The organism is Kocuria sp. ChxB (assembly GCF_044359605.1).
GTDB classification, from domain to species: domain Bacteria; phylum Actinomycetota; class Actinomycetes; order Actinomycetales; family Micrococcaceae; genus Kocuria; species Kocuria rhizophila.
Genome location: NZ_CP121123.1, coordinates 456,231 through 479,178 on the forward strand (window position 1 = coordinate 456,231; position 22,948 = coordinate 479,178).

At 71.4% G+C, this 22,948-nt stretch carries 17 protein-coding genes and 2 tRNA genes; 2 read left to right on the top strand and 17 right to left on the bottom strand.

Features of this window, described 5'->3' with window-relative positions:
- Window positions 1-40: 40 nt before the first annotated feature.
- The 9 genes from P8S73_RS01965 to P8S73_RS02005 form a co-directional block, all read right to left on the bottom strand.
- Window positions 41-1,411: a folylpolyglutamate synthase/dihydrofolate synthase family protein gene (locus P8S73_RS01965; protein WP_019309031.1), complete on the bottom strand. Its 1,371-nt coding sequence runs from the start codon at window positions 1,409-1,411 to the stop codon at window positions 41-43.
- Window positions 1,408-4,719 carry an isoleucine--tRNA ligase gene (gene ileS / locus P8S73_RS01970; RefSeq protein WP_144801722.1) on the bottom strand — a complete coding sequence of 1,104 codons (3,312 nt, stop codon included), beginning with the start codon at window positions 4,717-4,719 and terminating at the stop codon, window positions 1,408-1,410. The genes P8S73_RS01965 and ileS overlap by 4 nt, the downstream gene beginning before the upstream one ends.
- Window positions 4,720-5,110: 391 nt before the next feature.
- Window positions 5,111-6,487 (bottom strand): uroporphyrinogen-III C-methyltransferase, encoded by a 1,377-nt coding sequence (gene cobA / locus P8S73_RS01975; RefSeq protein WP_144801723.1) that lies wholly within the window; start codon window positions 6,485-6,487, stop codon window positions 5,111-5,113.
- 109 nt (window positions 6,488-6,596) lie between these two features.
- Window positions 6,597-7,631: a siderophore-interacting protein gene (locus tag P8S73_RS01980; RefSeq protein WP_039100559.1), complete on the bottom strand. Its 1,035-nt coding sequence runs from the start codon at window positions 7,629-7,631 to the stop codon at window positions 6,597-6,599.
- Window positions 7,628-8,662, bottom strand: coding sequence for an ABC transporter ATP-binding protein (locus tag P8S73_RS01985; protein ID WP_396350467.1), 1,035 nt, complete (start codon window positions 8,660-8,662; stop codon window positions 7,628-7,630). Before P8S73_RS01985 ends, P8S73_RS01980 begins: the two co-directional genes overlap by 4 nt.
- Window positions 8,659-9,708 (bottom strand): iron chelate uptake ABC transporter family permease subunit, encoded by a 1,050-nt coding sequence (locus P8S73_RS01990; protein ID WP_039100558.1) that lies wholly within the window; start codon window positions 9,706-9,708, stop codon window positions 8,659-8,661. Before P8S73_RS01990 ends, P8S73_RS01985 begins: the two co-directional genes overlap by 4 nt.
- A complete protein-coding gene (locus tag P8S73_RS01995; RefSeq protein ID WP_237573672.1) occupies window positions 9,705-10,691 on the bottom strand; it encodes an iron ABC transporter permease in 987 nt (328 codons plus the stop codon). Before P8S73_RS01995 ends, P8S73_RS01990 begins: the two co-directional genes overlap by 4 nt.
- 116 nt (window positions 10,692-10,807) lie before the next feature.
- Window positions 10,808-11,869 carry an ABC transporter substrate-binding protein gene (locus P8S73_RS02000; RefSeq protein WP_144801726.1) on the bottom strand — a complete coding sequence of 354 codons (1,062 nt, stop codon included), beginning with the start codon at window positions 11,867-11,869 and terminating at the stop codon, window positions 10,808-10,810.
- A gap of 121 nt (window positions 11,870-11,990) precedes the next feature.
- On the bottom strand, window positions 11,991-12,791 hold the full coding sequence (locus tag P8S73_RS02005) for an SDR family oxidoreductase (protein WP_144801729.1): 801 nt from the start codon (window positions 12,789-12,791) through the stop codon (window positions 11,991-11,993).
- 354 nt (window positions 12,792-13,145) lie between these two features.
- On the opposite strand from P8S73_RS02005, the gene valS reads away from it, so the two are divergent.
- On the top strand, window positions 13,146-15,797 hold the full coding sequence (gene valS, locus P8S73_RS02010; RefSeq protein WP_039100554.1) for a valine--tRNA ligase: 2,652 nt from the start codon (window positions 13,146-13,148) through the stop codon (window positions 15,795-15,797).
- Window positions 15,798-15,874: 77 nt separating this feature from the next.
- Here valS and P8S73_RS02015 read toward each other — a convergent pair whose 3' ends face one another.
- The 6 genes from P8S73_RS02015 to P8S73_RS02040 all read right to left on the bottom strand — a co-directional run bounded on the left by P8S73_RS02015 (window position 15,875) and on the right by P8S73_RS02040 (window position 21,085).
- A complete protein-coding gene (locus P8S73_RS02015) occupies window positions 15,875-16,477 on the bottom strand; it encodes a DsbA family protein (RefSeq protein WP_039100553.1) in 603 nt (200 codons plus the stop codon).
- A 31-nt stretch (window positions 16,478-16,508) separates the two neighbouring features.
- Window positions 16,509-17,804 carry an ATP-dependent Clp protease ATP-binding subunit ClpX gene (clpX, locus tag P8S73_RS02020; RefSeq protein ID WP_039100552.1) on the bottom strand — a complete coding sequence of 432 codons (1,296 nt, stop codon included), beginning with the start codon at window positions 17,802-17,804 and terminating at the stop codon, window positions 16,509-16,511.
- Window positions 17,805-17,980: 176 nt separating this feature from the next.
- Window positions 17,981-18,643 carry an ATP-dependent Clp protease proteolytic subunit gene (locus tag P8S73_RS02025; RefSeq protein WP_039100551.1) on the bottom strand — a complete coding sequence of 221 codons (663 nt, stop codon included), beginning with the start codon at window positions 18,641-18,643 and terminating at the stop codon, window positions 17,981-17,983.
- Between the two features lie 50 nt (window positions 18,644-18,693).
- Complete coding sequence (locus P8S73_RS02030; RefSeq protein ID WP_039100550.1) at window positions 18,694-19,347, bottom strand: ATP-dependent Clp protease proteolytic subunit; 654 nt, start codon at window positions 19,345-19,347, stop codon at window positions 18,694-18,696.
- 234 nt (window positions 19,348-19,581) lie between these two features.
- Window positions 19,582-20,910: a trigger factor gene (tig, locus tag P8S73_RS02035; RefSeq protein WP_039100549.1), complete on the bottom strand. Its 1,329-nt coding sequence runs from the start codon at window positions 20,908-20,910 to the stop codon at window positions 19,582-19,584.
- A 102-nt stretch (window positions 20,911-21,012) separates the two neighbouring features.
- A tRNA-Pro gene (locus tag P8S73_RS02040) sits at window positions 21,013-21,085 on the bottom strand.
- A 186-nt stretch (window positions 21,086-21,271) separates the two neighbouring features.
- Between P8S73_RS02040 and P8S73_RS02045 the strand changes: the two genes are divergently transcribed.
- Window positions 21,272-21,345, top strand: a tRNA-Gly gene (locus P8S73_RS02045).
- A gap of 134 nt (window positions 21,346-21,479) precedes the next feature.
- Here the strand turns inward: P8S73_RS02045 and P8S73_RS02050 are convergent.
- Together P8S73_RS02050 and P8S73_RS02055 are read right to left on the bottom strand one after the other, a co-directional pair.
- Window positions 21,480-22,400: an Fpg/Nei family DNA glycosylase gene (locus P8S73_RS02050; protein WP_144801732.1), complete on the bottom strand. Its 921-nt coding sequence runs from the start codon at window positions 22,398-22,400 to the stop codon at window positions 21,480-21,482.
- Between the two features lie 15 nt (window positions 22,401-22,415).
- The gene (locus P8S73_RS02055; protein WP_101888324.1) at window positions 22,416-22,928 is read right to left on the bottom strand and encodes a ribose-5-phosphate isomerase; all 513 of its coding nucleotides are present in this window, start codon (window positions 22,926-22,928) and stop codon (window positions 22,416-22,418) included.
- Between the last annotated feature and the right edge of the window lie 20 nt (window positions 22,929-22,948).

The following is a 22,948-nucleotide window of genomic DNA, read 5'->3' on the forward strand; positions in this document are numbered from 1 at the left end:
TCCTTCCAGGGGTGCGGTCACGAGGGGTGCGGGCGACGGGTCACAGGCCGAGCAGCGCACGGGCCTCACCCACCACGGTGATGGAGCCGGTGACGAGCACTGCGCCGTCGAACTGCTCGCGGGCCGCGGCGTCCTGGATGGCCTCGGAGCACGCCTCGTCCAGGCGATCGGCCACGTGCACCACGTCCTCGTCGAAGCCCATGTCCACGGCGATCTCCGCGAGCTCCGCCGGGGGCACCGCCCGCGGGGAGTGGGACGCGGTGCACCACAGCTCCAGCTCGAACTCGTGGTACTCGTCCGCGAGCACCCGCATCATGGTCTCCACGTCCTTGTCCCCCAGCACCCCGACCACGAGGTTGAGCTTGCTGAACGTGAACCCCTCGCGCACGGCCGCGGCGGAGGCCACGAGCCCGTGCGGGTTGTGGGCGGCGTCGAGGACCACGGGCGGGGCCTTGCGCGCGAGCTCGAGGCGTCCGGGCGAGGACACCGCGCCCAGACCCTCGCTCACGAGCTCGGGGTTCAGCGGCTTCTCGCCACCGCCCAGCAGCGCCTCGACCGCGGCGATCGCGACCGCCGCGTTCTGCGCCTGGTGCGCGCCGAACAGCGGGAGCATCACGTCCGGGTACTCGCCCGCGAGGCCCTGGACGGTGATGACCTGCCCGCCCACGGCGGTGGTGCGCGCGGTCACGGAGAACTCCACGCCCTCGAAGCGGAAGGGAACTCCCAGCTCCTGCGCGCGCTCGAGCAGCACCTGGGCCGCACCCGGCTGCTGGGCGGAGCTCACGAGGAACCCGCCCGGCTTGACGATCCCGGCCTTCTCGCGGGCGATGTCCTCCACGGTGTCGCCGAGGATGTCCGTGTGGTCCAGGTCGACGGGCGTGACCACGGAGACCGCCGCGTCCGCCACGGTGGTGGCGTCCCACGAGCCGCCGATCCCGACCTCCAGGACCATCACGTCCACGGGTTCGTCCGCAAACACCGCGAACGCCAGCACCGTGAGGGTCTCGAAGTACGTCAGGCGCGGTGCGCCCTCGCCCTCCAGGTGGCGGTCCACGAGGTCCAGGTACGGGGCGACCTCCGTGTAGATCCGCACGAAGGTCTCGTCGGAGACGGGCTCGCCGTCGATGCTGATCCGCTCGGTCACGCGCTCCAGGTGCGGGCTGGTGTAGCGGCCCACCCGCAGGTCGTGAGCGAGCAGCAGGGACTCGATCATGCGCGCCGTGGACGTCTTGCCGTTGGTCCCGGTCACCTGCACCACCGGGGCGCTGCGGTGCGGGTCTCCCAGCGCGGAGACCGCGAGCTGCATCGCGTCCAGGCGCGGCGCCATCCTGTGCTCCGGCGCCCGGGCCAGCAGTCCCTGGTAGATCTCCTCGACGGACGCGAAGTTCTCGTGCTCGGTGGCGCCGCTCATGCGTCCACCACCGCCACGGTGACGTCCAGGTCGGCGGCCTCCACCAGCTCCAGCTCTCGGGTGAGGGTCTCCCCCTGCACGAGCTCGCGGTGCGCGTCCACCGCGGCCAGCGTCGCGGCGTCGGCGTGGACCGTGGTGCGGATCCGGTCCGAGACCACCAGCCCGGCGTCCTTGCGGGCCTGCTGGATTGCACGGACCATGTCCCGGGCCACGCCCTCTGCCCGCAGCTCGTCGGTCAGCTCGGTGTCCAGCACCAGGAAACCGCCGCCGGGCAGCACGGTGACGGCGCGCGCGGAGGACGCCGCGGCGTCGTCGACCACCGTGACCAGCTCGTACTCGCCCTCCTCCAGCGCCACCGAGCCGGCGACGACGCCGCCGTCCTCGGTCACGGACCAGTCGCCCGCCTTGGTGGCCCGGATGACCTGTTGCACCTGCTTGCCGAGCCGGGGACCGGCGGCGCGCGCGTTGACCTTGAGCTCCTGCGAGATGCCGTAGTCGGCGGCCGAGACCTCGTCCGCGTCCACCAGCGTGACGGACTTGAGGTTCAGCTCGTCCGCGACGATCTCCTGGAACGTGCCCTCGAGCGCCTGTGCCCCGGGCACGGCCACGGTCATGCCGGCGAGCGGCTGGCGCACGCGCAGGCTGCTGGCCTTGCGCAGTGCGGAGCCCGCAGAGCAGATGGCGCGCGTGCGCTCCATGGCGGTGAGCAGGGCCTCGTCCCGCGGGAACAGGGAGGCGTCCGGCCAGTCGGTCAGGTGCACCGAGCGCCCGCCGGTGAGCCCGCGCCAGATCTCCTCGGTGACGAGCGGCAGCAGCGGGGCGGCCACGCGGCACACGGTCTCGAGGCACGTGTAGAGCACGTCGAACGCCTCGGTGTCCTCCTCGAAGAAGCGCTCGCGGGACCGGCGCACGTACCAGTTGGTGAGCGTGTCCATGTAGGCGCGCAGACGCTCGGCGGCGGCCCAGATGTCGTACTCGTCGAAGAGCCGCTTGGTGTCCGTGACCAGGGCGCCGGTCTCGGCCAGGATGTAGCGGTCCATCACGTGCTCGGCCTCGTACCGCGGCTGGGCGTCGTAGCCCTCTCCCCCGCGGGCGGCGTTCGTGTAGAGGCCGAAGAAGTGGTAGACGTTCCACAGCGGCAGGATCATCTGCCGCACGCCGTCACGGATGCTCTGCTCGGTGACCACCAGGTTCCCGCCGCGCAGGATGGGCGAGGACATCAGGAACCAGCGCATGGCGTCCGAGCCGTCCCGGTCCAGGACCTCGTTGACGTCCGGGTAATTGCGCAGGGACTTGGACATCTTCTGTCCGTCCGAGCCCAGCACGATGCCGTGGGAGATCACGTTGCGGAACGCCGGGCGGTCGAACAGTGCGGTGGCCAGGATGTGCAGCGTGTAGAACCAGCCGCGGGTCTGGCCGATGTACTCCACGATGAAGTCACCGGGGTTGTGGGTCTCGAACCACTCGCGGTTCTCCATGGGGTAGTGCACCTGCGCGTAGGGCATGGACCCGGAGTCGAACCACACGTCCAGCACCTCGGGAACGCGGCGCATCATGGACTTCCCCGTGGGGTCGTCCGGGTTGGGGCGGGTCAGCTCGTCGATCCACGGCCGGTGCAGGTCCACCTCGCCGTCGGCGTTGCGGGGCAGGCGCCCGAAGTCCGCCTCCAGCTCCGCGAGGGAGCCGTAGACGTCGCGGCGCGGGTGGTTGGGGTCGCTGGACTCCCACACGGGGATCGGCGAGCCCCAGTAGCGGTTGCGGGAGATGGACCAGTCCCGGGCGTTCTCCAGCCACTTGCCGAACTGGCCGTCCTTGACGTTGCCGGGGATCCAGTTGATCTGCTGGTTCAGCTCCAGCATGCGGTCCTTGATGGCCGTGACGCTCACGAACCACGAGGACACCGCGCGGTAGATGAGGGGGTTCCGGCAGCGCCAGCAGTGCGGGTAGGAGTGCTCGTAGGACGCCTCGCGCAGCAGCGCACCGCGGGCCCGCAGGTCCCGGATCACGGTGCGCGCCACCTCCTTGTCGAACACATTGTGCCCGGCGAGCTCCGCGAGCGGCGCCCCGGCGGCCAGGGACTCGTCCGTGAAGAGGTCGTAGAAGCGCCCGCCCTCGTCCACGGAGAGCACCACGGGGATCTCGTGCTCGGCGCACACCAGCTGGTCGTCCTCGCCGTAGGCCGGAGCCTGGTGCACGATGCCCGTGCCGTCCGTGGTGGTCACGTAGTCCGCCACGAGGATCTGCCAGGCCCGGGCGGTGCCGAAGCGCTCGTCGTCCGTGAAGTAGTCCCACAGCGGGGCGTAGCGGATGCCCGCGAGCTGCTCGCCCGTGTAGTGCGCCGTCACGGCCTCGGCCACGGCGGCGGCCGGGTCCTCAGCGTCCCCGTAGCCGAGGTCCTTGGCGTAGCTGCCCGCGAGCTCTGCCGCGACGAGGAAGCGGCGTCCGGCCAGCTCCCCGGCACCGGGGACCAGCACGTAGTCGATGGCGGGGCCCACCGCGAGCGCCTCGTTGGTGGGCAGGGTCCAGGGCGTGGTGGTCCACGCGATGGCCTCCGCGCCCGCGAGCTCGGCGGCGACCTCCGGGTGCGCGGCCCACGAGGTGTCCTCGGAGAGCCGGAACGCCACGGTCACGGAGGTGTCCTGGCGCATCTGGTAGACGTCGTCGTCCATGCGCAGCTCGTGGTTGGACAGCGGCGTCTCGTCCTTCCAGCAGTACGGCAGCACGCGGTAGCCGGAGTAGACCAGGCCCTTCTCGTCCAGGGCCTTGAACGCGCCGATCACGGACTCCATGTACTCCGGGTTCAGCGTCTTGTAGTCGTTGTCGAAGTCCACCCAGCGGGCCTGGCGGGTCACGTAGTCCTGCCACTCGGAGGCGTACTTCATCACGGAGGCGCGGCAGGCGTCGTTGAACGTGTCGATGCCCATGGCCTCGATGTCCTGCTTGTCAGTCATCCCGAGCTGCTTCATGGCCTCGAGCTCCGCGGGCAGCCCGTGGGTGTCCCAGCCGAAGCGGCGCTCCACGCGGCGACCCTGCTGCGTCTGGTAGCGCGCCACGAGGTCCTTGACGTAGCCGGTGAGCAGGTGGCCGTAGTGCGGCAGGCCGTTGGCGAAGGGCGGGCCGTCGTAGAAGACGAACTCGTTGGAGCCGTCCGTACCGCTGTCGCGCTGGTCGATGCTCGCCTGGAAGGTGTCGTCACGCTTCCAGTAGTCGAGGACGCGCTCCTCGACCGCGGGCAGACGCGGGGCCGCGGGGACGCCCTGGGCGTCGGGGTCGGTGCTCGCCTTGGGGTACACGAATGAGTCGGTCACGGTGCTCCATCCTGAGGTGCCGGTGGTTCAGGATGCGAGGACGCCCTGGCGCACGGGGCGCCGGTGGCGCGGTACCACCTCGCTTGTCCGCCGCACCGCCGGGGATGCCGACGACGCCGCGAGCCGCTCATTGGGGGCTGTCACGGGCCCGAGTCGTCCGGTTCTACTGAGGCCCGCACGGGCCGGTTCTTCCGGAGGGGCTCCCCGGTGATGGCCGGATCAGCGCCCGCGCGCACTGGGCGCACGGGACCATGGTAGCGCGCCGGGCGGCGTCGTCCACGTCCGTCCTCTGCCTGGGGCGGCGGGCGATCCGCAGGACGGGGTTGCCCCGCCCGGGAGTCGGCAGCCGCAGCTGCTCCCGGGTGCCGCCCGCAGCAGGGCACGGTCGCGGTCAGGGCCGCGGGTCGGTGCGCCCGAGGGCGGCGACCCGGCCCACGAGGATCACGGCCGGGGCCCGCACCCCGCGCTCCTCGGCCGTGCGCGCGACGTCCGCCAACGGCGCGAGCGTGGTGCGCTGCGTGGGCGTCCAGCCCCGTTCCACCACAGCCACGGGAAGGTCCAGGGGGTAGCCCGAGGCGAGCAGCGTCTCCGCTGTCCGCGCGAGTCCGCCCACCCCCATCATGAGGATCAGCGTGTGCCCCTCTCGGTACGGGACGTGGCGCAGCTCCTCATGGGCGGTGATGACCGTGAAGCCGTGGGCCATGTCCCGGTGCGTCACGGGGATCCCGGCGGCCGCGGGCACGGAGATCGCGGAGGTGACTCCCGGGACCACCTCGGTGGCGATCCCGTGGGCGTGGCAGAACTCCACCTCCTCGCCGCCGCGGCCGAACACGTACGGGTCTCCACCCTTGAGCCGCACCACCCGGCGCCCTGACCGCGCCTGGTCCACGACCGTCTGGTTGATCCGGTCCTGCGTGACCTTGTGGTACCCGGCGCGCTTGCCCACGTCGATGATCTCCGCGTGCTCCGCGAGCGCCGGGAGCAGGTCCGTGGGGCCCAGCCGGTCCGCGACCACCACGTCCGCGCCCGCCAGCAGGTAGCGCCCGCGCACCGTCAGCAGGCCGGGGTCCCCCGGCCCACCGCCCACGAGGGCCACGGTTCCCGGCTGCTGGGCGTCCGGTTCGAGGTGGTCGTTGGACCGGGAACCGAGCTTCGCAGGGACGTCGCCGATGCGTGCCTCGTCAGCCCATTCAGGGCGGGGACCCGGCGCCACACGGCCGCCCTGGTGCGGGGAGGGGCCCGCGGAGCTGGGGGCCGCGGGCCCGTCGGTCCCTCCTGGCGACAATGCGCCCTCCCGGGAACGCCGGGCCCTCACGGGGATCTCGCCGGTCTCCAGGCGTGCCGCGATCCACGCGGTGACGGCCTTGGCACGCCGTGGGTCCCCGCCCGCGTTGACGGCCACCGTGACCCCGTGCGCGCGAGCAACGGCCGGGACCCACGCACTGGACGCCGCGGCGTCGCCACCCGTGACGCAGAAGACCCGGTGCTGCTCCGCGGTGCGGGTCACGAGGTCCTGGACGGCGGGCGAGTCCGTGTGGGCCAGCACGAGCCACGCCCCGGGGACGTCCTCGGGGCGGAAGCCCCGGCGGTGCCACGTGAGCTCCCCGGCCTCGGCGAGCGCCCGCAGGTCCTCGTGCGCGTCCGGAGCCACGAGCTCGACGGCCGCGCCCTCGGCGAGCAGCGCGGGCACCCGGCGCGCGGCCACCGGCCCGGCACCCACCACGAGCACCCGACGGCCGGTGAGGTTCAGACCCAGGGGGTAGGTCATGGGCGGGGCACTCCTGAGGCGACGGCGGAACGGAAACCGCCATGCTACGTGCGGGTCCGTGGCCCCGTACCCCGGCCGTCACGGGGCGTCACACTCCCCCGGGCGGACCTCACTCGGTCGCGGCACCCTGCTTCCAGTAGCCCATGAACGAGATGTCCGCCTTGGGCACCCCGCCGCTCACGCACATCCGGCGCATGGACTTCACGGCCGAGGACTCCGCCGCGAGGAACCAGTACCTGCCGCGGCCCTCGGGGCGCGCCGTGGCCCACACGAACTCGGACTCGTCCTGCCAGGACGCCAGCTCCGTGTGGCCCACCGCCCAGTACCGGCGGGCGTGCTCCGCGAGCCGCTCCCACAGCCACAGCTCCAGGGCCAGGTTGCGCTCGCGGGGACCGCGCGGCAGCCAGGTCCAGACCAGCTCGGTGCCGCCGTCCAGCACCACGCGGTGGGCGCCGTGCTCGTCGCACGACGCCGCCCGGGCCAGAGCGCGCGGACCCGCCCCCGGGACGGCGTCGGCCTCCGCGGGGACCTCCACGGCCACGGTGATGGAGCGCGGGGGCTCGTACGCGCCGTCCACCGGGCGGTTGACCCGGACCCGCTGCTCCACGCCGTCCACGATCGCGGAGATCGCGGGCAGTGCCGTCTCGTCCCCCGCGATCACCACGTCCTGACCGGCTGCGCGACCGTCATCCCATGCCGCCCACCACGCGGAGTCGCCGGAGGGCACGAGCAGCCGCGCGGAGTCCCCGGCGCGGACCGAGTCCCCCCACGCGGCACCCGGACCCATGCCGTGCTCGGGGTCCCCGTGCAGCACCACGTCGATCGCGAGCTCCGGCACCCGCTCCCCCTCGAGCTCCACCGTGGTGGCGTCCCGCACGGTGTAGGTGCGCATCCACCCGGCCTCCTCGCGCGGAGCGGCCATGAACTCGCGGCGCCAGCGGACCATGTCCGCGACGTCCACGTCCACCGCGCCACCGGCGGGCGGGATGAGCACCTTGATGTAGGAGTCCGCCCGGGGCCCGGGGCCCTGCTCGCCCCACGGCATGGTCCTCAGCTGCTCCCCCGCCACGTGCACCCGCACGAGGTGCTCACTGAGCTCCTCCCGCCGGGTCACCGTGGCGTCCACGCACGCCAGCTGGGTCATGCGGACACCTCCCCGTTCTCCTCGTTCTGGTCCCGGGCGGCCGGGTGCGGCCGGGCCGTCCCGGTCCGTGACCCGAACGTGGGTCCGGTCGTCGTTCCGGCCGTGGCATCCGCCGGGGTCTGGGACCCCGCCATTCCCGGGGCTCGCGACCGGCCCGCCGACAGCGGGATCACCACGCGGGCGTCGGTCACGGGATCGTGCAGCGCGCGGGCGTCCATGTCGAACACGCGACCGACCACCTCGTCGGTCATGACCTCGTCCGCACCACCGCGGGCCACCACCTCGCCGGCCTTCATGGCCACGAGCACGTCCGCGTAGCGCGCGGCCAGGGACAGCTCGTGCAGCACCATCACCAGGGTGATCCCCCGGGCACGCTGCAGCTCGCACAGGATGTCCAGGATCTCCACCTGCCGGGCGATGTCCAGATAGGTGGTGGGCTCGTCCAGCAGCAGCACCTCGGTCTGCTGGGCCAGGGCCAGTGCGATCCACACGCGCTGTCGCTGCCCTCCGGAGAGGTCCGTCACGTGGCGTTCCATGAGATCGCACAGACCGGTGAGCTCGAGCGCCTCGGCCACGGCGGCGTCGTCCTCCGCGCGCCAACGCCCGAAGGCCCCGCGGTGCGGGTGGCGACCGCGCGAGACCAGCTCCCGCACGCTCACCCCCTCCGGCGCCACGGGGTCCTGCGGAAGGAAGCCCACCGTCTGCGCAAAACGGGTGCGGTGCCAGCCCCGGACGTCCTCCCCGCCCACGAGCACCTCACCGGCGGTGGGGGCCAGCTGGCGCGCGCACGTGCGGAGCAGCGTGGACTTGCCGCAGCCGTTGGCGCCCACGAGCGCCGTGACACGCCCCGCGGGGAACGTGACGTCCACGTCCGTGAGCACGGGCGCGCCGCCGTAGCCGGCCCGCAGTCCGCGCACGGCCACCGCGGACGACGCCGCCCGGCCGGTCCGCGCGGCGCTCGCCGCCTCCGCGCGCCGGGCCTCGTGCCGCGGGCCCGCCACGGTGTCCTTGACCTCGTTCTCGGGGCTCATACCTCCGCCTTTCCTCGTCCGATGAGCAGCCACAGCAGCACGGGGGCGCCGGCGGCCGCGGTGACCACGCCCACGGGCAGTGCCAGGTTCGGCAGGGCCTCGGCGGCCACGTAGTCCGAGACGACCATGAGCACCGCACCCACGAGGGCCGCGTGGTGCGCGTGCCCGGCGCCGCCACCGATGCCGCGCGCGATGGGCGCGGCCATGAACGACACGAACGCCACGGGCCCCACGGTGGCCGCGGCCACCGCCACCAGGGTCACCGCGAGCGCCAGGGCCGTGAGCCGCACACCCTGCACCCGCACGCCCAGCCCAGCGGCGAGCGCGTCCCCGGTGCCGAGGGCGTCCACGGCGGGCGTGAGCACCGCGCACAGGGGCAGCAGCACGAGCAGGCAGAGTCCCACCTGCGCGATGTCCTGCCAGGAGGCGGCGTTGAGCGAACCGGTGAGCCACTGCATGGCGTCCTGCGCGGCGTAGATGTCTGCACGGGTGAGCACGCCGTTGATGGCCGCCCCGGTGAGGGCACCCCCGGCCACGCCGGTGAGCACGAGCTTGCCGATGCTGGCGTGCGTGCCCCCGGCGGCGAGGATGACCGCGAGCATGAGACCGAAGCCTCCCACGAGCGCGCTGACCGTCACCGCGGCCCCGGAGAAACCCGCGGTGATCGCGACCACCGCACCGAGTCCCGCACCGGAGGACACACCCATAATGTCCGGGGAGGCCAGCGGGTTGCGCAGCACGCGCTGGAACAGGTGGCCCGCGAGTCCGAAGGCGGTGCCCGTGAGGATTCCCAGGACCGTGCGGGGCAGGGTGATCTGCCACACGATGTAGTCCGCCGGACCCTCGTAGTCGTGGGCCAGCACCGCGAACAGGTCCGGAACCGCCACCACGTACTTGCCGAGCGCGATGCGGGCGAAGGACGCGACGGCCAGGACGAGCAGCAGCAGGAGGGTGACCCGCCGGGTGCGGCGATGCGTGCGGGTACGTCCCGCGCGGACGGCGTCGACCGTCTCCGCGCGGGACGGGAGCTGCAGCGCCGCGCTCATGCCGCCACCGTCTTCCCGCGCAGCACGGCCACGAGGGCCGGGGCACCGATCACGACCAGGGCGATCCCCACCTGGATCTCCCGGTCCGGGACCAGCACGCGGGCCACGACGTCCGCCAGCAGCACGATGGCCGGTCCCGCGAGCAGGCACGCCGGGATCACCCGCCGGTAGGAGACACCCACGACCACGCGGACGGCGTGGGGCACGAGCAGCCCGCAGAACACGAGCGGGCCCACCAGCGCGGTGGACGTGCCCGCGAGCAGCACCACGGCCACACCGACCAGTCCGCGGGTCAGGGCGGGGTGGGTTCCCAGCCCCCTGCCCAGGGCGTCCCCGAGCGTGAGGGTGTCCAGGGAGCGGGCCAGGCACCACCCGAGCACGAGACCCGCGACGACCACGGGCGTGGCCGCCACCAGGAACGTGCCGTCCGGGCGGGTGAGCTCTCCCACCTGCCAGCGCCGGAAGGTGTCGAACGTGGCCTGGTGGCTCAGCAGGATCGCGCTCGTGAGCGCGGTGAGCCCCGCGGACACGGCCGCGCCCGTGAGGGCCAGCGTCACGGGACGCGCCCCGCCGCGGGCGGCCGTGGCCAGACCGTACACCGCGACCATGGCCACGGCCGAGCCCAGCGCGGCCAGCCACAGCTGGTTCGCCACACCCGACAGTCCGAACAGCGCGCCACCCGTCACCACCGCGAACGCGGCACCGGCCGTGAGCCCCAGGATCCCGGGATCGCCGAGCGGGTTGCGGGTGGCTCCCTGCAGCAGTGCCCCCGCCACGGACAGGGCCGCCCCGGTGAGCACCCCGGCGGCGGTGCGCCACACGCGGGACTCCACCACGGCGCCGTCGAGCGGGGGCACGCCCGGCACGGCGCCGGGATCACCGACGAAGACCTGCGGCACCACACGCCACGTGCTCGCGAGGTCGATCGGACGGGAGCCGCACGAGATCGAGAGAACGACGGCCACGATGAGAACGACCGCCATGACGAGCCAGGGCAGGACCCGGCGCCCCGGGCGCCCCGCACGGGAGCCCGGGGCGTGGGCACCGGCGGTATCCGCGGCGCCGGAGCGTGTGAGGGAGGTGCTGGCGGGCACGGAGGTTAGGCCCCCAGGGCGTTCTTGATCGCCGGGACGTGGGTGTCCAGGGCGTGCGGCAGGGACAGCGGCGAGGACGAGTACCCCGAGAGCACGTCCTGCTTGGTCGTGAGGAACAGCCCGTGGCCGGCGGCGATCGCCGGGATGGTCTTGAGCACGGAGTCGGTGCGGAACTTCTCCGCCTGCGCCTCGTCCTCGGCGGCGGCCACGAAGAGGTCGCTCTCGAGCTCGTCCGCGCGCTCCTTGGGCCACTCACGCCAGAACTCCTTCTCGGAGACGTTCTTGGTGACCACGGGCGCCAGGGTCAGGCCCAGCTCGGTGAAGAAGCGGGGGCGACCGTCCGAGGGGCCGTAGAAGCCCAGGGACTGCGAGACGTCCCCGTAGATGAAACTCTTGCCCCGGGCGTCGCCGAGCTCCTCGGAGCGGGTGCGGATGAGCTCCTCGGTACGGGAGATCAGCTCGTCGCCGGCCTGGGAGCGCCCCAAGGCCTGGGCGGTCACCCGCTGCATGTCCTGCCACGAGTTCACCCACGGGCCCGTGGGGTAGACCACCGTGGGGGCGATCTTGGTCAGGCGCTCGTACTCCTCCTGGGTCACCCCGGAGTTCACGGCGATGATCAGGTCGGGGCTCAGCTGGGCGATCTCCGTGAAGTTCACGCCGTCGGACTCGTCCATGGTCTGGGGCGCCGTCCCGCCCAGGTCGGAGACCTTGGCGTCGAACCAGTCGGTGGAGCCCTCGTCGTTGCCGCCCCACGCCACCTTGGTCATGCCCACGGGAACCACGCCGAGTGCGGCCACGAAGTCCTGGGTGTTGCTCGCACCCACGCACACCACGCGCTCGGGGGCCTTCTCCACGCTCGTGGACCCCAGGGCGTGCTTCACGGTCACGGGGAACGTGTCGGTGGGCGTGGAGGACGCCGAGGCACCCGGTGCCGCCTCCGAACCGCCGCCGTCCCGGGAGCCGGTGGAGCACGCCGTGACCCCCACCAGGGCGGTCACGGCCAGGCCGGAGCCGAGCAGGGTGCGGCGGCTGAGCTGGCGGTGGGGCTGGGACGAGTCGCGGGACATGGGCTCTCCTCGAGCGGTGAATTTGATAAGGCTTGCCTAACCTAATTCACTCGTTCGAGTGGTCGCAAGTGGGCTGTCCACGTCTCTCAGCACCTTCCCCGCCGCCGCGCGGGGGCCCGCGTCAGGACGTGCTGCGGATCACCTTGTGCGGTGCCGCCTGGGCCACGGGCTTGAGGGTCAGCGTGTCGATATTCACGTGGTGCGGCAGCTCCACCGCGAACGCGCAGACCTCCGCGACGTCCTCACCGGTGAGCGGCTCCGCCACGCCCGCGTAGACCTTCTCCGCGGCGGCCTGGTCCCCGCCCAGGCGGTTGAGGGAGAACTCGGGAGTGTGCACGAGCCCGGGCGCGATCTCCACGACCCGCACGTTGTGCTCGGCTTCCTCCAGCCGCAGCGCCTCGGTCATCGCACGCTCGGCGTACTTGGCGGCGTTGTACCCGGCACCGCCCTCGTACGCCCGGATCGCGGCCAGCGAGGTGAGGTTGAGCACCGTGCCCCGCCCGTTGGCGCGCAGCGCGGGCAGGAACGCCCGGGTGACCCGCAGGGTGCCCAGCACGTTGACCTCGTACATCCACTGCCAGCCCTCCGGGTCCGCGTCCGCCACGGAGTCCGTGCCGCGCGCCCCGCCGGAGATGTTGAGCACCGCGTCCACGGTCCCCTGCTCGGCGAGCACGCGGTCCCGCAGCGCGTCCACCTGCCCCTGGTCGGTCACGTCCGTGGGCGCGGCGATCGCCCCGGTCTGCTCCGCCAGCTCGGCGAGCCGCTCCGCCCGCCGGGCCACGGCGTACACCGTCCACCCGCTGGCCCGCAGCCGCCGCACCGTGGCCTCGCCGATGCCGGTGCTCGCTCCGGAGACCACCGCCACCTTGCCCGCCCCCGCCGTGCCGGGGGTGCCGTATGCCGATTCCGTGTTCTGCGTCATGCCCCGCAGTCTACGGAGCACGACGCCGCCCGGCCGGGTCCACGGGCCCGCGAGCGTTCCCGGGTCGGGGACCGGGCTACGGCCCGGCAGCATGTGCCGCACCGCCCGAGCTCGCTCGCCCCGGACCCGGACCGGACACGGTGACGGGAACCGGACGGCGTCCGGCGGGCATCGCCCCGGGCGGCGTCGCGCCCCGAGAGGTGACCGTGCGGCGTCGTGCGGGCAGCATCCCGGGGCGGCGAGGTGCCCGGCAGCGGTGATTGTGCGGCGTCGTGCCCCGTGCGCCCCACAGTGCGAGCGGCGTCGTCCCCCGGGGATTCGAAGCGGGGAAAAACCCCGTGAGAGACTGGGCGCATGGCACACGAGATGACGGGTACAGACACGCCCGAGACCCCCGACCACGCAGCGACCACCGCCACGGTGAGCGTTCCCGAGAAGCCGGCCCTGGAGGGCCTGGAGGAGAAGTACGCCGCGCAGTGGCGCGAGAACGGCACCTACGCGTTCCGCGAGGACACGGACCGGGAGTCCGTGTACTCGATCGACACTCCCCCGCCCACGGCGTCCGGCTCCCTGCACGTGGGACACATGTTCTCCTACACGCAGACGGACGTGCTCGCGCGCTTCCAGCGCATGAGCGGCAAGAACGTCTTCTACCCGCTGGGCTGGGACGACAACGGGCTGCCCACCGAGCGCCGCGTGCAGAACTACTACGGGGTGCGCTGCGAGCCCGGCCGCCCGTACGTGGAGGGCTACCGCCCGCCCGAGAAGCCCGCCAAGAACCAGCGGGACTGGGACGTGGTCTCCCGCCAGAACTTCATCGAGCTGTGCGAGGAGCTCGCCGTGGAGGACGAGAAGGTGTTCGAGCACCTGTTCTCCACGCTGGGCCTGTCCGTGGACTGGAACCGCACCTACCGCACGATCGACGCGCACTCCCGCAAGGTCTCGCAGCTCGCATTCCTCAAGGACTACGAGGCCGGCAACGCCTACATGGCCGAGGCGCCGACCATGTGGGACGTCACGTTCCGCACCGCGGTGGCCCAGGCCGAGCTGGAGGACCGCGAGCGCGAGGGCGCCTACCACCGCGTCTCGTTCCACCGCCCGGACGGCGAGAAGGTGTTCATCGAGACCACCCGCCCCGAGCTGCTGCCCGCGTGCGTGGCCCTGGTGGCCCACCCGGACGACGAGCGCTACCAGCACCTGTTCGGCACCACCGTGCGCTCCCCGCTGTTCGACGTGGAGGTGGAGGTCAAGGCGCACGCGCTGGCCAAGCCGGACAAGGGCTCGGGCATCGCCATGATCTGCACGTTCGGCGATCTCACGGACGTCACGTGGTGGCGTGAGCTGGACCTGCCCACGCGTGCCCTGATCGGACGCGACGGCCGTTTCCAGGCCGAGCAGCCCGAGTGGATCGCGGACGGCGCCCCCGCCGAGCGCTACGCGGAGGTGGCCGGGAAGACCGTGTTCTCCGCGCAGAAGGCCGTGGTGGACATGCTGCGCGAGTCCGGGGACCTGGACGGCGAGCCGAAGAAGATCATGCACCCGGTGAACTTCTACGAGAAGGGCGACAAGCCCCTCGAGGTGGTCACCTCCCGCCAGTGGTACATCCGCAACGGCGGCCGGGACGCCGAGCGCCGCGACGTGCTGATCCAGCGCGGCCGCGAGATGGCCTGGCACCCCTCCTTCATGCGCTCGCGCTACGAGAACTGGATCGAGGGCCTCAACGGGGACTGGCTGATCTCCCGCCAGCGCTTCTTCGGCGTGCCCTTCCCCGTCTGGTACCCGCTGGACGCCGCCGGGGAGCCGGACTACGAGCACCCCGTGCTGCCCTCCCCCGAGCAGCTGCCGGTGGACCCCGCCGCGGACACCGCCCCGGGCTACACCGAGGAGCAGCGGGACCAGCCCAGCGGGTTCATGGCGGACCCGGACGTGCTGGACACCTGGGCCACGTCCTCCCTGACCCCGCAGATCGCCACGGGCTGGGGCGTGGACGAGGAGCTGCACGCCAAGACGTTCCCCATGGACCTGCGCCCGCAGGGTCACGACATCATCCGCACGTGGCTGTTCTCCACCGTGGTGCGCGCCGAGACGCTCGCCGGGACGGTGCCGTGGACCAACACGGCGCTGTCCGGGTGGATCCTGGACCCGGACCGCAAGAAGATGTCCAAGTCCAAGGGCAACGTGGTGGTCCCCACGGACGTGCTGGAGAAGTACGGCGCGGACGCCGTGCGCTACTGGGCGGCCTCCGCGCGCCTGGGCGCGGACACCGCGTACGACGAGGGGCAGATGAAGATCGGGCGCCGCCTAGCCATCAAGCTGCTGAACGCGTCCAAGTTCGTGCTGGCCCAGGGCGTCACTGAGGCCTCCGTGCTGGGCTCCGGCACGGACGCCTCCGTGGTGACCAACGGCCTGGACCGCTCCCTGCTGGCCCAGCTGGCCACGGTGGTGGAGCGCGCGAGCGCCGCGTTCCGGGAGTACGAGTACGCCCGAGCGCTGCAGCTGATCGAGTCCTTCTTCTGGACGTTCACGGACGACTACGTGGAGCTCGTGAAGGACCGCGCCTACGGTTCCCGCGGGGGGCAGGCCCAGGCGTCCGTGCACGCGGCCCTGGCCACCACCCTGGACACCGTGCTGCGGCTCTTCGCACCGTTCATCCCGTTCGCCACCGAGGAGGTCTGGTCCTGGTGGCGCACCGGATCGGTGCACCGCGCGTCCTGGCCCGTGACCGACGGCTACGCCGGTCTTGCGGCCGAGGGCGACCCCGAGGTGCTCACCGTGGTGGGCGAGGCCCTGTCCGGGCTGCGCAAGTCCAAGTCCGAGGCCAAGGTCAAGCAGCGCACCGCGGTGCTCTCCGCCACGGTCAGCGCCCCCGCGGCCCAGCTGGAGCAGCTGCGTGCCGGGCTCGAGGACCTCAAGGCGGCGGGCAACGCCGCGGACCTCACGCTCTCCCCCGCCGAGGGTGAGCTCAGCGTGAGCGACGTCGAGCTGGAGCAGACCGAGGAGGCCTGACCCGGTTCCCCGGAGAAACACGACGGCGGGCCCGGACATCGTCCGGGGCCCGCCGTCTGCGGAACGGGTCGGAGACCTCAGCTGAAGTCCGGGCCCTTCTCGCGGCCGCGCTTGAGCTCGTAGAACCCCGGGTAAGAAGCCAGCGCCAGCGCACCGTCCCAGACCTTCCCGGCCTCCTCGCCCTTGGGCGCGGGGGTGAACACGGGGCCGAAGAACCCCGTGCCGTTCACGGCGATCACCGGGGTGCCGATGTCCTTGCCGGCCACGGCCCGTGCCTCGTCCGTGGAGGCGCGCAGGGCGGCGTCATAGTCCGTGGAGTCCTTGGCGGACGCGAGCTCCGCGGGCAGCCCGACCTCCGCGAGGGACTCGGTGATGATCTGCTCCAGGTCCTCCATGCCGCGGGGGTGGCGGCGCGTGCCCATGGCGTCGTAGAGCTTCTTGCGGTACTCGTCCCCGTGCTGCTGCGCGGCGGCCTCTACCACGCGCACCAGCCACATGGAGTCCTGCCGGCCGTGGTGGTGGTTGTCCGGGTTGTCCTCGTTGAGGATGCCCAGGGAGATGATCTTCCAGTCCACCTCCACGTCGCGCACGCGCTCGACCTCCTCCATCCAGCGGGACGTCATCCACGCCCACGGGCACAGGGGGTCGAACCAGAAGTCGACGTGCTGCTTCTCAGCCATGAGAGTTCCTTTCGTTGGTTCGTGCGGCGCGTCACGCTGACTTGTGGCGACGCCGCTCGGCCTCGATCATCTCGTGCGTGAAGATCTCGGGGTCCGCGATCTTGGCCACGGCGTCCTCGGTCACGAGCACGGCGGCGATGTCGTCCCGGCCCGGGAGGTCGAACATGACGGGCATGAGGATGTCCTCGAGAATCGCCCGCAGGCCGCGGGCACCGGTGCCGCGCTCGAGCGCGAGCTCCGCGATGGCCTCCAGGGCCTGGGGGTCGAAGGTGAGTTCCACGCCGTCCAGCTGGAACAGCTTGCGGTACTGCTTGACCAGCGCGTTGCGGGGTTCGGTGAGGATGCGCACCATGTCCGCCACGGAGAGCTTGGACAGCGTGGTCACCACGGGCAGTCGCCCGATGAACTCGGGGATCAGCCCGAACTTCAGCAGGTCCTCGGGCTGCACCTGCCCGGCGATGTCCACCTCGGTGGTGTCCTTGATGGGTGCGCCGAAGCCGATGCCCTTCTTGCCCGTGCGCTGCTGCACGATCTCCTCGAGACCGGCGAACGCACCGGCCACGATGAACAGCACGTTGGTGGTGTCCAGGTGCAGGAACTCCTGCTGGGGGTGCTTGCGCCCGCCCTGCGGGGGCACCGAGGCCACGGTGCCCTCGAGGATCTTCAGGAGCGCCTGCTGGACCCCTTCGCCCGATACGTCACGCGTGATCGAGGGGTTCTCCGATTTACGAGAAATCTTGTCGATCTCGTCAATGTAAATAATCCCCTGCTCCGCCTTCTTGAGATCGAAATCAGCGGCCTGGATGAGCTTGAGGAGAATATTCTCGACATCTTCACCGACATACCCGGCTTCCGTCAGGGACGTGGCGTCCGCGACCGCGAACGGCACGTCCAGCTTCTTGGCCAGCGACTGCGCGAGGTAGGTCTTGCCCGAGCCCGTGGGGCCCACGAGGAGGATGTTGGACTTGGCCACCTCGATGGCCTCTTCGTCCCCCTCGGCTCCCGCAATCGCAAGAGTGTGACCGGAGACCCCGGCGCGGATGCGCTTGTAGTGGTTGTACACCGCCACGGCCAGCGCCCGCTTGGCGGGTTCCTGGCCGATCACGTACTCCTGGAGGTGGTCGTAAATCTGCTGCGGGCGCGGGAGCTCCGTCTGGCCCGTCTCCGGGACCTCGGTGAGCTCCTCCTCGATGATCTCGTTGCACAGCTCGATGCACTCGTCGCAGATGTAGACGCGCGGGCCCGCAATCAGCTTGCGCACCTGCTTCTGGCTCTTGCCACAGAAGGAGCATTTGAGCAGGTCAACGCTCTCTCCGATGCGCGCCATGTGTCAGCCTCACAGTTCGTCGTGGCGGGTGCTGGGACCACTCTAGGCGAGGGGCGGGCGGTGCACCCAATCACCACCGCGGTGTCATGGGCAGCCCGCCGACGCTCGAACGGGACGCGGCCACGGCGGGCACCGGGTGCCCACCGTGGCCGCGTTCCACGCCGTGGCGGACCGCGTCAGGCCTGGGTCACCGTGGAGGGCTTGTTGATCTTGCGGGAGTCCAGGACCTGGTCGATGATCCCGTACTCCTGCGCCTCCTTGGCAGTGAGGATCTTGTCGCGCTCGATGTCGCGGTTGATGTCCTCCACGTTCTTGCTGGTGTGCAGCGCCATGGTCTCCTCGAGCCACGTGCGCATGCGCATGATCTCGTTGGCCTGGATCTCGATGTCCGAGGCCTGGCCGCCGCCCTGGCCCTCCATGGCGGGCTGGTGGATCAGCACGCGGGCGTTCGGCAGCGCGAGGCGCTTGCCCGGGGTGCCGCCGGCCAGCAGCACGGACGCCGCCGACGCCGCCTGGCCCAGGCACACGGTCTGGATCTCCGGGCGGATGTACTGCATGGTGTCGTAGATGGCCGTCATGGCCGTGAACGAGCCGCCCGGGGAGTTGATGTACATGGTGATGTCCCGGTCCGGGTCCTGGGACTCCAGCACGAGCAGCTGCGCCATGATGTCGTCCGCCGAGGTGTCGTCCACCTGGACGCCCAGGAAGATGATGCGGTCCTCGAACAGCTTGGTGTAGGGGTTCTGGCGGCGGTAGCCGTAGGGCGTGCGTTCCTCGAAGTCGGGGATCACGTAGCGGCTGGTGGGCAGCTGCGGTGCAGTGGCGTGAGGGAGGTTCATGAATCCGTCCTGAGAAGTCTGTGGGTGTGTCGTGGCGGGGCGGGGCGCGACTACTGCGCGTCCTTCATGGTCCCGCCGCCGCCGGTCACGTTGCTCGCGGACTGCGCGATGTGGTCGAAGAAGCCGTACTCCAGGGCACGCTGGGCGTCGAACCAGTTGTCGCGGTCGTTGTCGCGCAGGATGGTCTCGAGCGTCTGCCCGGTCTGCTCGGCGGTGAGCTCCGCGAGGCGCTGCTTCATGGAGAGGATCAGCTCCGCCTGCACGCGGATGTCCGAGGCCGTGCCGCCCATGCCACCCGAGGGCTGGTGCATGAGGATGCGGGCATTGGGGGTCGCGTAGCGCTTGCCCTTGGTCCCGGAGGAGAGCAGGAACTGCCCCATGGACGCCGCCAGACCGGTGGCCACGGTGACCACGTCGTTGGGGATCAGCTGCATGGTGTCGTAGATGGCCATGCCCGCGGTCACGGAGCCACCCGGGGAGTTGATGTACAGGAAGATGTCCGCCTCGGGGTCCTCGGCGGAGAGCAGCAGCATCTGCGAGCAGATGAGGTTGGCGTTGGTGTCCTTCACCTCGGAGCCCAGCCAGATGATGCGCTCCTTGAGCAGACGGTTGTAGACGTAGTCGTCCTGACCGCCCGGCGCCATGTCCTCCATGCGCGGAGAGGCCGGTGCGGCACCGTACGGCTGGTGGGGAGTGGAGGTCATGAATGCCCTCTTTCTTCTGGAAGGGTCGCCGCGGCTCGCCGGACGAGCGCGGGGCCCACGTACATTTCCTGAGTCAGAAGCGTAGTGCTCACCGTGTCCACCCAGCCCCAGATCCCGGGGCTGTTCGCTGGTGGCGCATGGTGGCACGCCCACGGCGAAACGCCGCGGCCGCCCCCGGTCAAGGGGCGGCCGCGGCGTCGTCTCACGCGTGCTCCGCCGGGGCGGAGTGGAGGATCACTCGCTGTCGGAAGCCTCGGCGTCCTCGTCCGCGGTGCCCACGAAGGAGGACAGGTCCACGGTGTTGCCCTTGGTGTCGGTGACCTTGGCGGTCTCCAGAACCTTGGCCAGCGCCTTGCGGCGGCGGACCTCGCCCACCATCATCCCGGCCTGGCCCGAACCGTCGAGCATCTGCGCGAACTGGTTCGGGTCCATGCCGTACTGCTGGGACATGGAGATGATGTAGTCGATCAGCTCGGACTGCTCCACGCCGACCTCTTCGGCCTCAGCCACGGCGTCCAGGATGATCTCGTTGCGGAACGCGGTCTCCGCGTTCTTGCGGACCTCGGCGCGGTGCTCCTCGGTGTCGTGGCCCGGCTCCGCGGAGGCCTGGGCCTGCTCGGAGTCGAAGTGCTGGGAGATCTGGTCCTCGATGACCTTCTCGGGCACGGGGACCTCGATGAGCTCCACGAGCTTGTCCAGGACCTTGTCGCGGGCCTCGATGCCCTGCTCCACCACGGCGGACTCGGCGGCCTGCTTCTTCAGGTCCTCCTTGAGCTCGGCAATGGTGTCGAACTCGGAGGCCAGCTGGGCGAACTCGTCGTCGGCCTCGGGCAGCTCGCGCTCCTTGACGGCGGTGACCTTGACCTTCACGGTGGCCTCGGCGCCGGAGTGCTCGCCACCGGCCAGGGTGGTCTCGAAGGTGGCGTCCTCACCCGCGGAGAGACCGGTCACGGCCTCGTCGATGCCCTCGAGCATGGTGCCGGAGCCCACCTCGTAGGAGAGGTCGTTGGCGGCGTCGACCTCGTCGCCGTCCACCAGGGCCTGCAGGTCCAGGGTCACGTGGTCACCCTCGGCCGCGGGGCGGTCCACGGACTTGAGGGTGCCGAAGCGGGCGCGCAGCTCGTCCAGGGCCCTCTGCTCGTCCTCGGCGGTGGCCTCGCGGGCCTCCACCTCCACCTCGAGGCCCTTGTAGTCGGGCAGCTCGATCTCGGGGCGGATGGCCACGGAGATCTCCACCTTGGTGTCGGCCTCGCGGTCGTTCTCCTCGGGCTTGGAGAGCACCTCCACCTGCGGCTGGGAGAGCGGGGTCAGCTCGTTCTCCGTGAGGGCCTGCTGGTAGAAGTTGTTGAGGCCCTCGTTCAGGGCGTTCTCCACCACGAAGTCGAAGCCCACGCGCTGGTCGATGAGCTTGGAGGGCGTCTTGCCCTTGCGGAAGCCGGGGATCTGGATCTGGTTGGCCAGCTCCTTGTAGGTCTCCTGCACAAAGGGCTTCAGATCCGCGTACGCGATGTCAATCGTGATCTTCGCCTCGGTGGGGTTGAGTTTCTCGACGGCGCTCTTCACTTCCGCTGTACTCCTGGGGTCGTTGGGTGCTTACGGCAACGGACCGGGGTCGGTCCGGTGGGTCGACGGGCGCTGCAGCACGGGTGCTGCGGTGCCCAGACGTCGGGGTGACAGGACTCGAACCTGCGATCTCCTGCTCCCAAAGCAGGCGCGCTAGCCACTGCGCTACACCCCGTGGTCGCGAGCTCGCCGGGCGGGCTGCGGGATCCCGCGCGAGCGCGGGACGAGGGCGCCGGACCACTCGGAGCGGGCCGACAACGTTCCACTCTATCGTGTCGCGGGGCCACGCCCGGAAATCGGGGCCCGGGACCGCGGGCGAGTGGAAGGCGGGGAGGGCCTCGTGTACTCTTTTCACGTCACCGGGGGCGTAGCTCAATGGTAGAGCCCCAGTCTTCCAAACTGGCTACGCGGGTTCGATTCCCGTCGCCCCCTCCAGACCCACGGAGAACCCCGCAGCGCCCGGCGTTGCCGGGTTCTCCGCATTTTGACGACGCCGCACGGTCACCGCAGCGGGCCGGCTGAGCTCCCCAAGTTTCCGGGCGTCCCCGAGTTCCCGGGCCTCCCCGACCTCAGGCCTGACAGCTCGGGCACCAGTACAGACCCCGGCCGTTGAGGTCCTTCTTCAGCACGGTGGTCCCGCACCGCAGGCACGGCTTCCCGTGGCGGTGGTAGACGTAGTTGGCGTGCTCGGGCCAGGCCTCGGCGTCCGGCACGCCCGGGCGGTCCACGGGGTCGGTGGTGATGATCCTGCCCACCCGCACACCCACGGCCATGAGGGCCACGTTCTCCTCCCACAGCCCCAAAAGGTCCTCCCGCGTGAGCGATGTGCCCGGGGTCATGGGGTCCACTCCGCGGCGGAAGAGGGACTCGGCCCGGAAGATGTTGCCGATCCCCGCCACCACGTGCTGCTCCATCAGCAGCACCCCGATGGGCCGTCGGGACCTCCCCGCGGCGGCGACGAACGGCTCGGGGTCGGCCTGCGGATCCAGCGGGTCCGGACCGAGCTTCGCCTCGGCGGCCGCGGCCTCCTCGGGGGTCTCGGCCACGCACAGCGCGGGGCCGCGCAGATCAGCCCAGCCGTGCTCCCCCGCGAGCCGGACCCGCACCGCACCCACGGGGGCCTCGGGAACCACCCGCCCGGCGTCGTCGTGGGCCACGGGGGCCGCCGCGGAGCCGGACTCGCGCTCCCCCAGCCGGCGCGGCGCGCCGATCGACGACGCCGCCGCGAACGTCTCGTCCCCCGCGAAGCTCCACGCGCCGTAGATCCCCAGGTGCGAGCGCAGCACGAGGACGTCCGTGGGGTCATCCGGCGCGGCGAAGTCCAGGTAGAGGAGCTTGCCGTGGGCCCTGGAGCGCGTCAGCACGCGGCCGTCGAGCAGCGCGGCGCCCGCGGAGAAGCGCCCCTGGGGGCTGCTCACGCGCAGCTGCTGCCCCTCGAAGAGGTCGGCCAGCTGGCGCGCGAGGCGGTGGACGGAGTGGCCCTCGGGCACGGGTGCTGGCCCCGCTCAGTTCGCGGTGAAGGGGCGCGTGGTGACCGCGGACAGCTTGCCCGCGATGTCCCCGGTGCGCTCGTACTCGCCCAGCTGGGCGATGCGGCGGACGTGGCGCTCGTCGCCCGAGAACGGCTCCGCGAGGAAGGTGAGGGCGAGCCCGAGGGCCTCCTCGAACTCGTGCTGACGTCCGCCGAGTGCCATCACCTGGGCGTCGTTGTGCTCGCGCGCGAGCTTGGCGGTGTCCTGGTTCCACACGAGCGCGGCGCGGATGCCCTCCACCGTGTTGGCCGCCATCTGCTCACCGTTGCCGGAACCGCCCAGCACGATCCCCAGGGAGTCCAGACCGTTCTCCCGGTCCTCCTTGACGCCCAGGGCGGCGCTGATGCAGAACGCGGGATAGTCGTCCGCGGCGTCGTACTCCACCGGCCCGTGGTCGATCATCTCGTACCCGTGCTCGGTGAGCTTCTCCATGAGGTGGTGCGAGAGCTCGAGGCCGGCGTGGTCGGTGGCAATGTGCACGCGCATGGGTGTCAGCAACTCCTGGC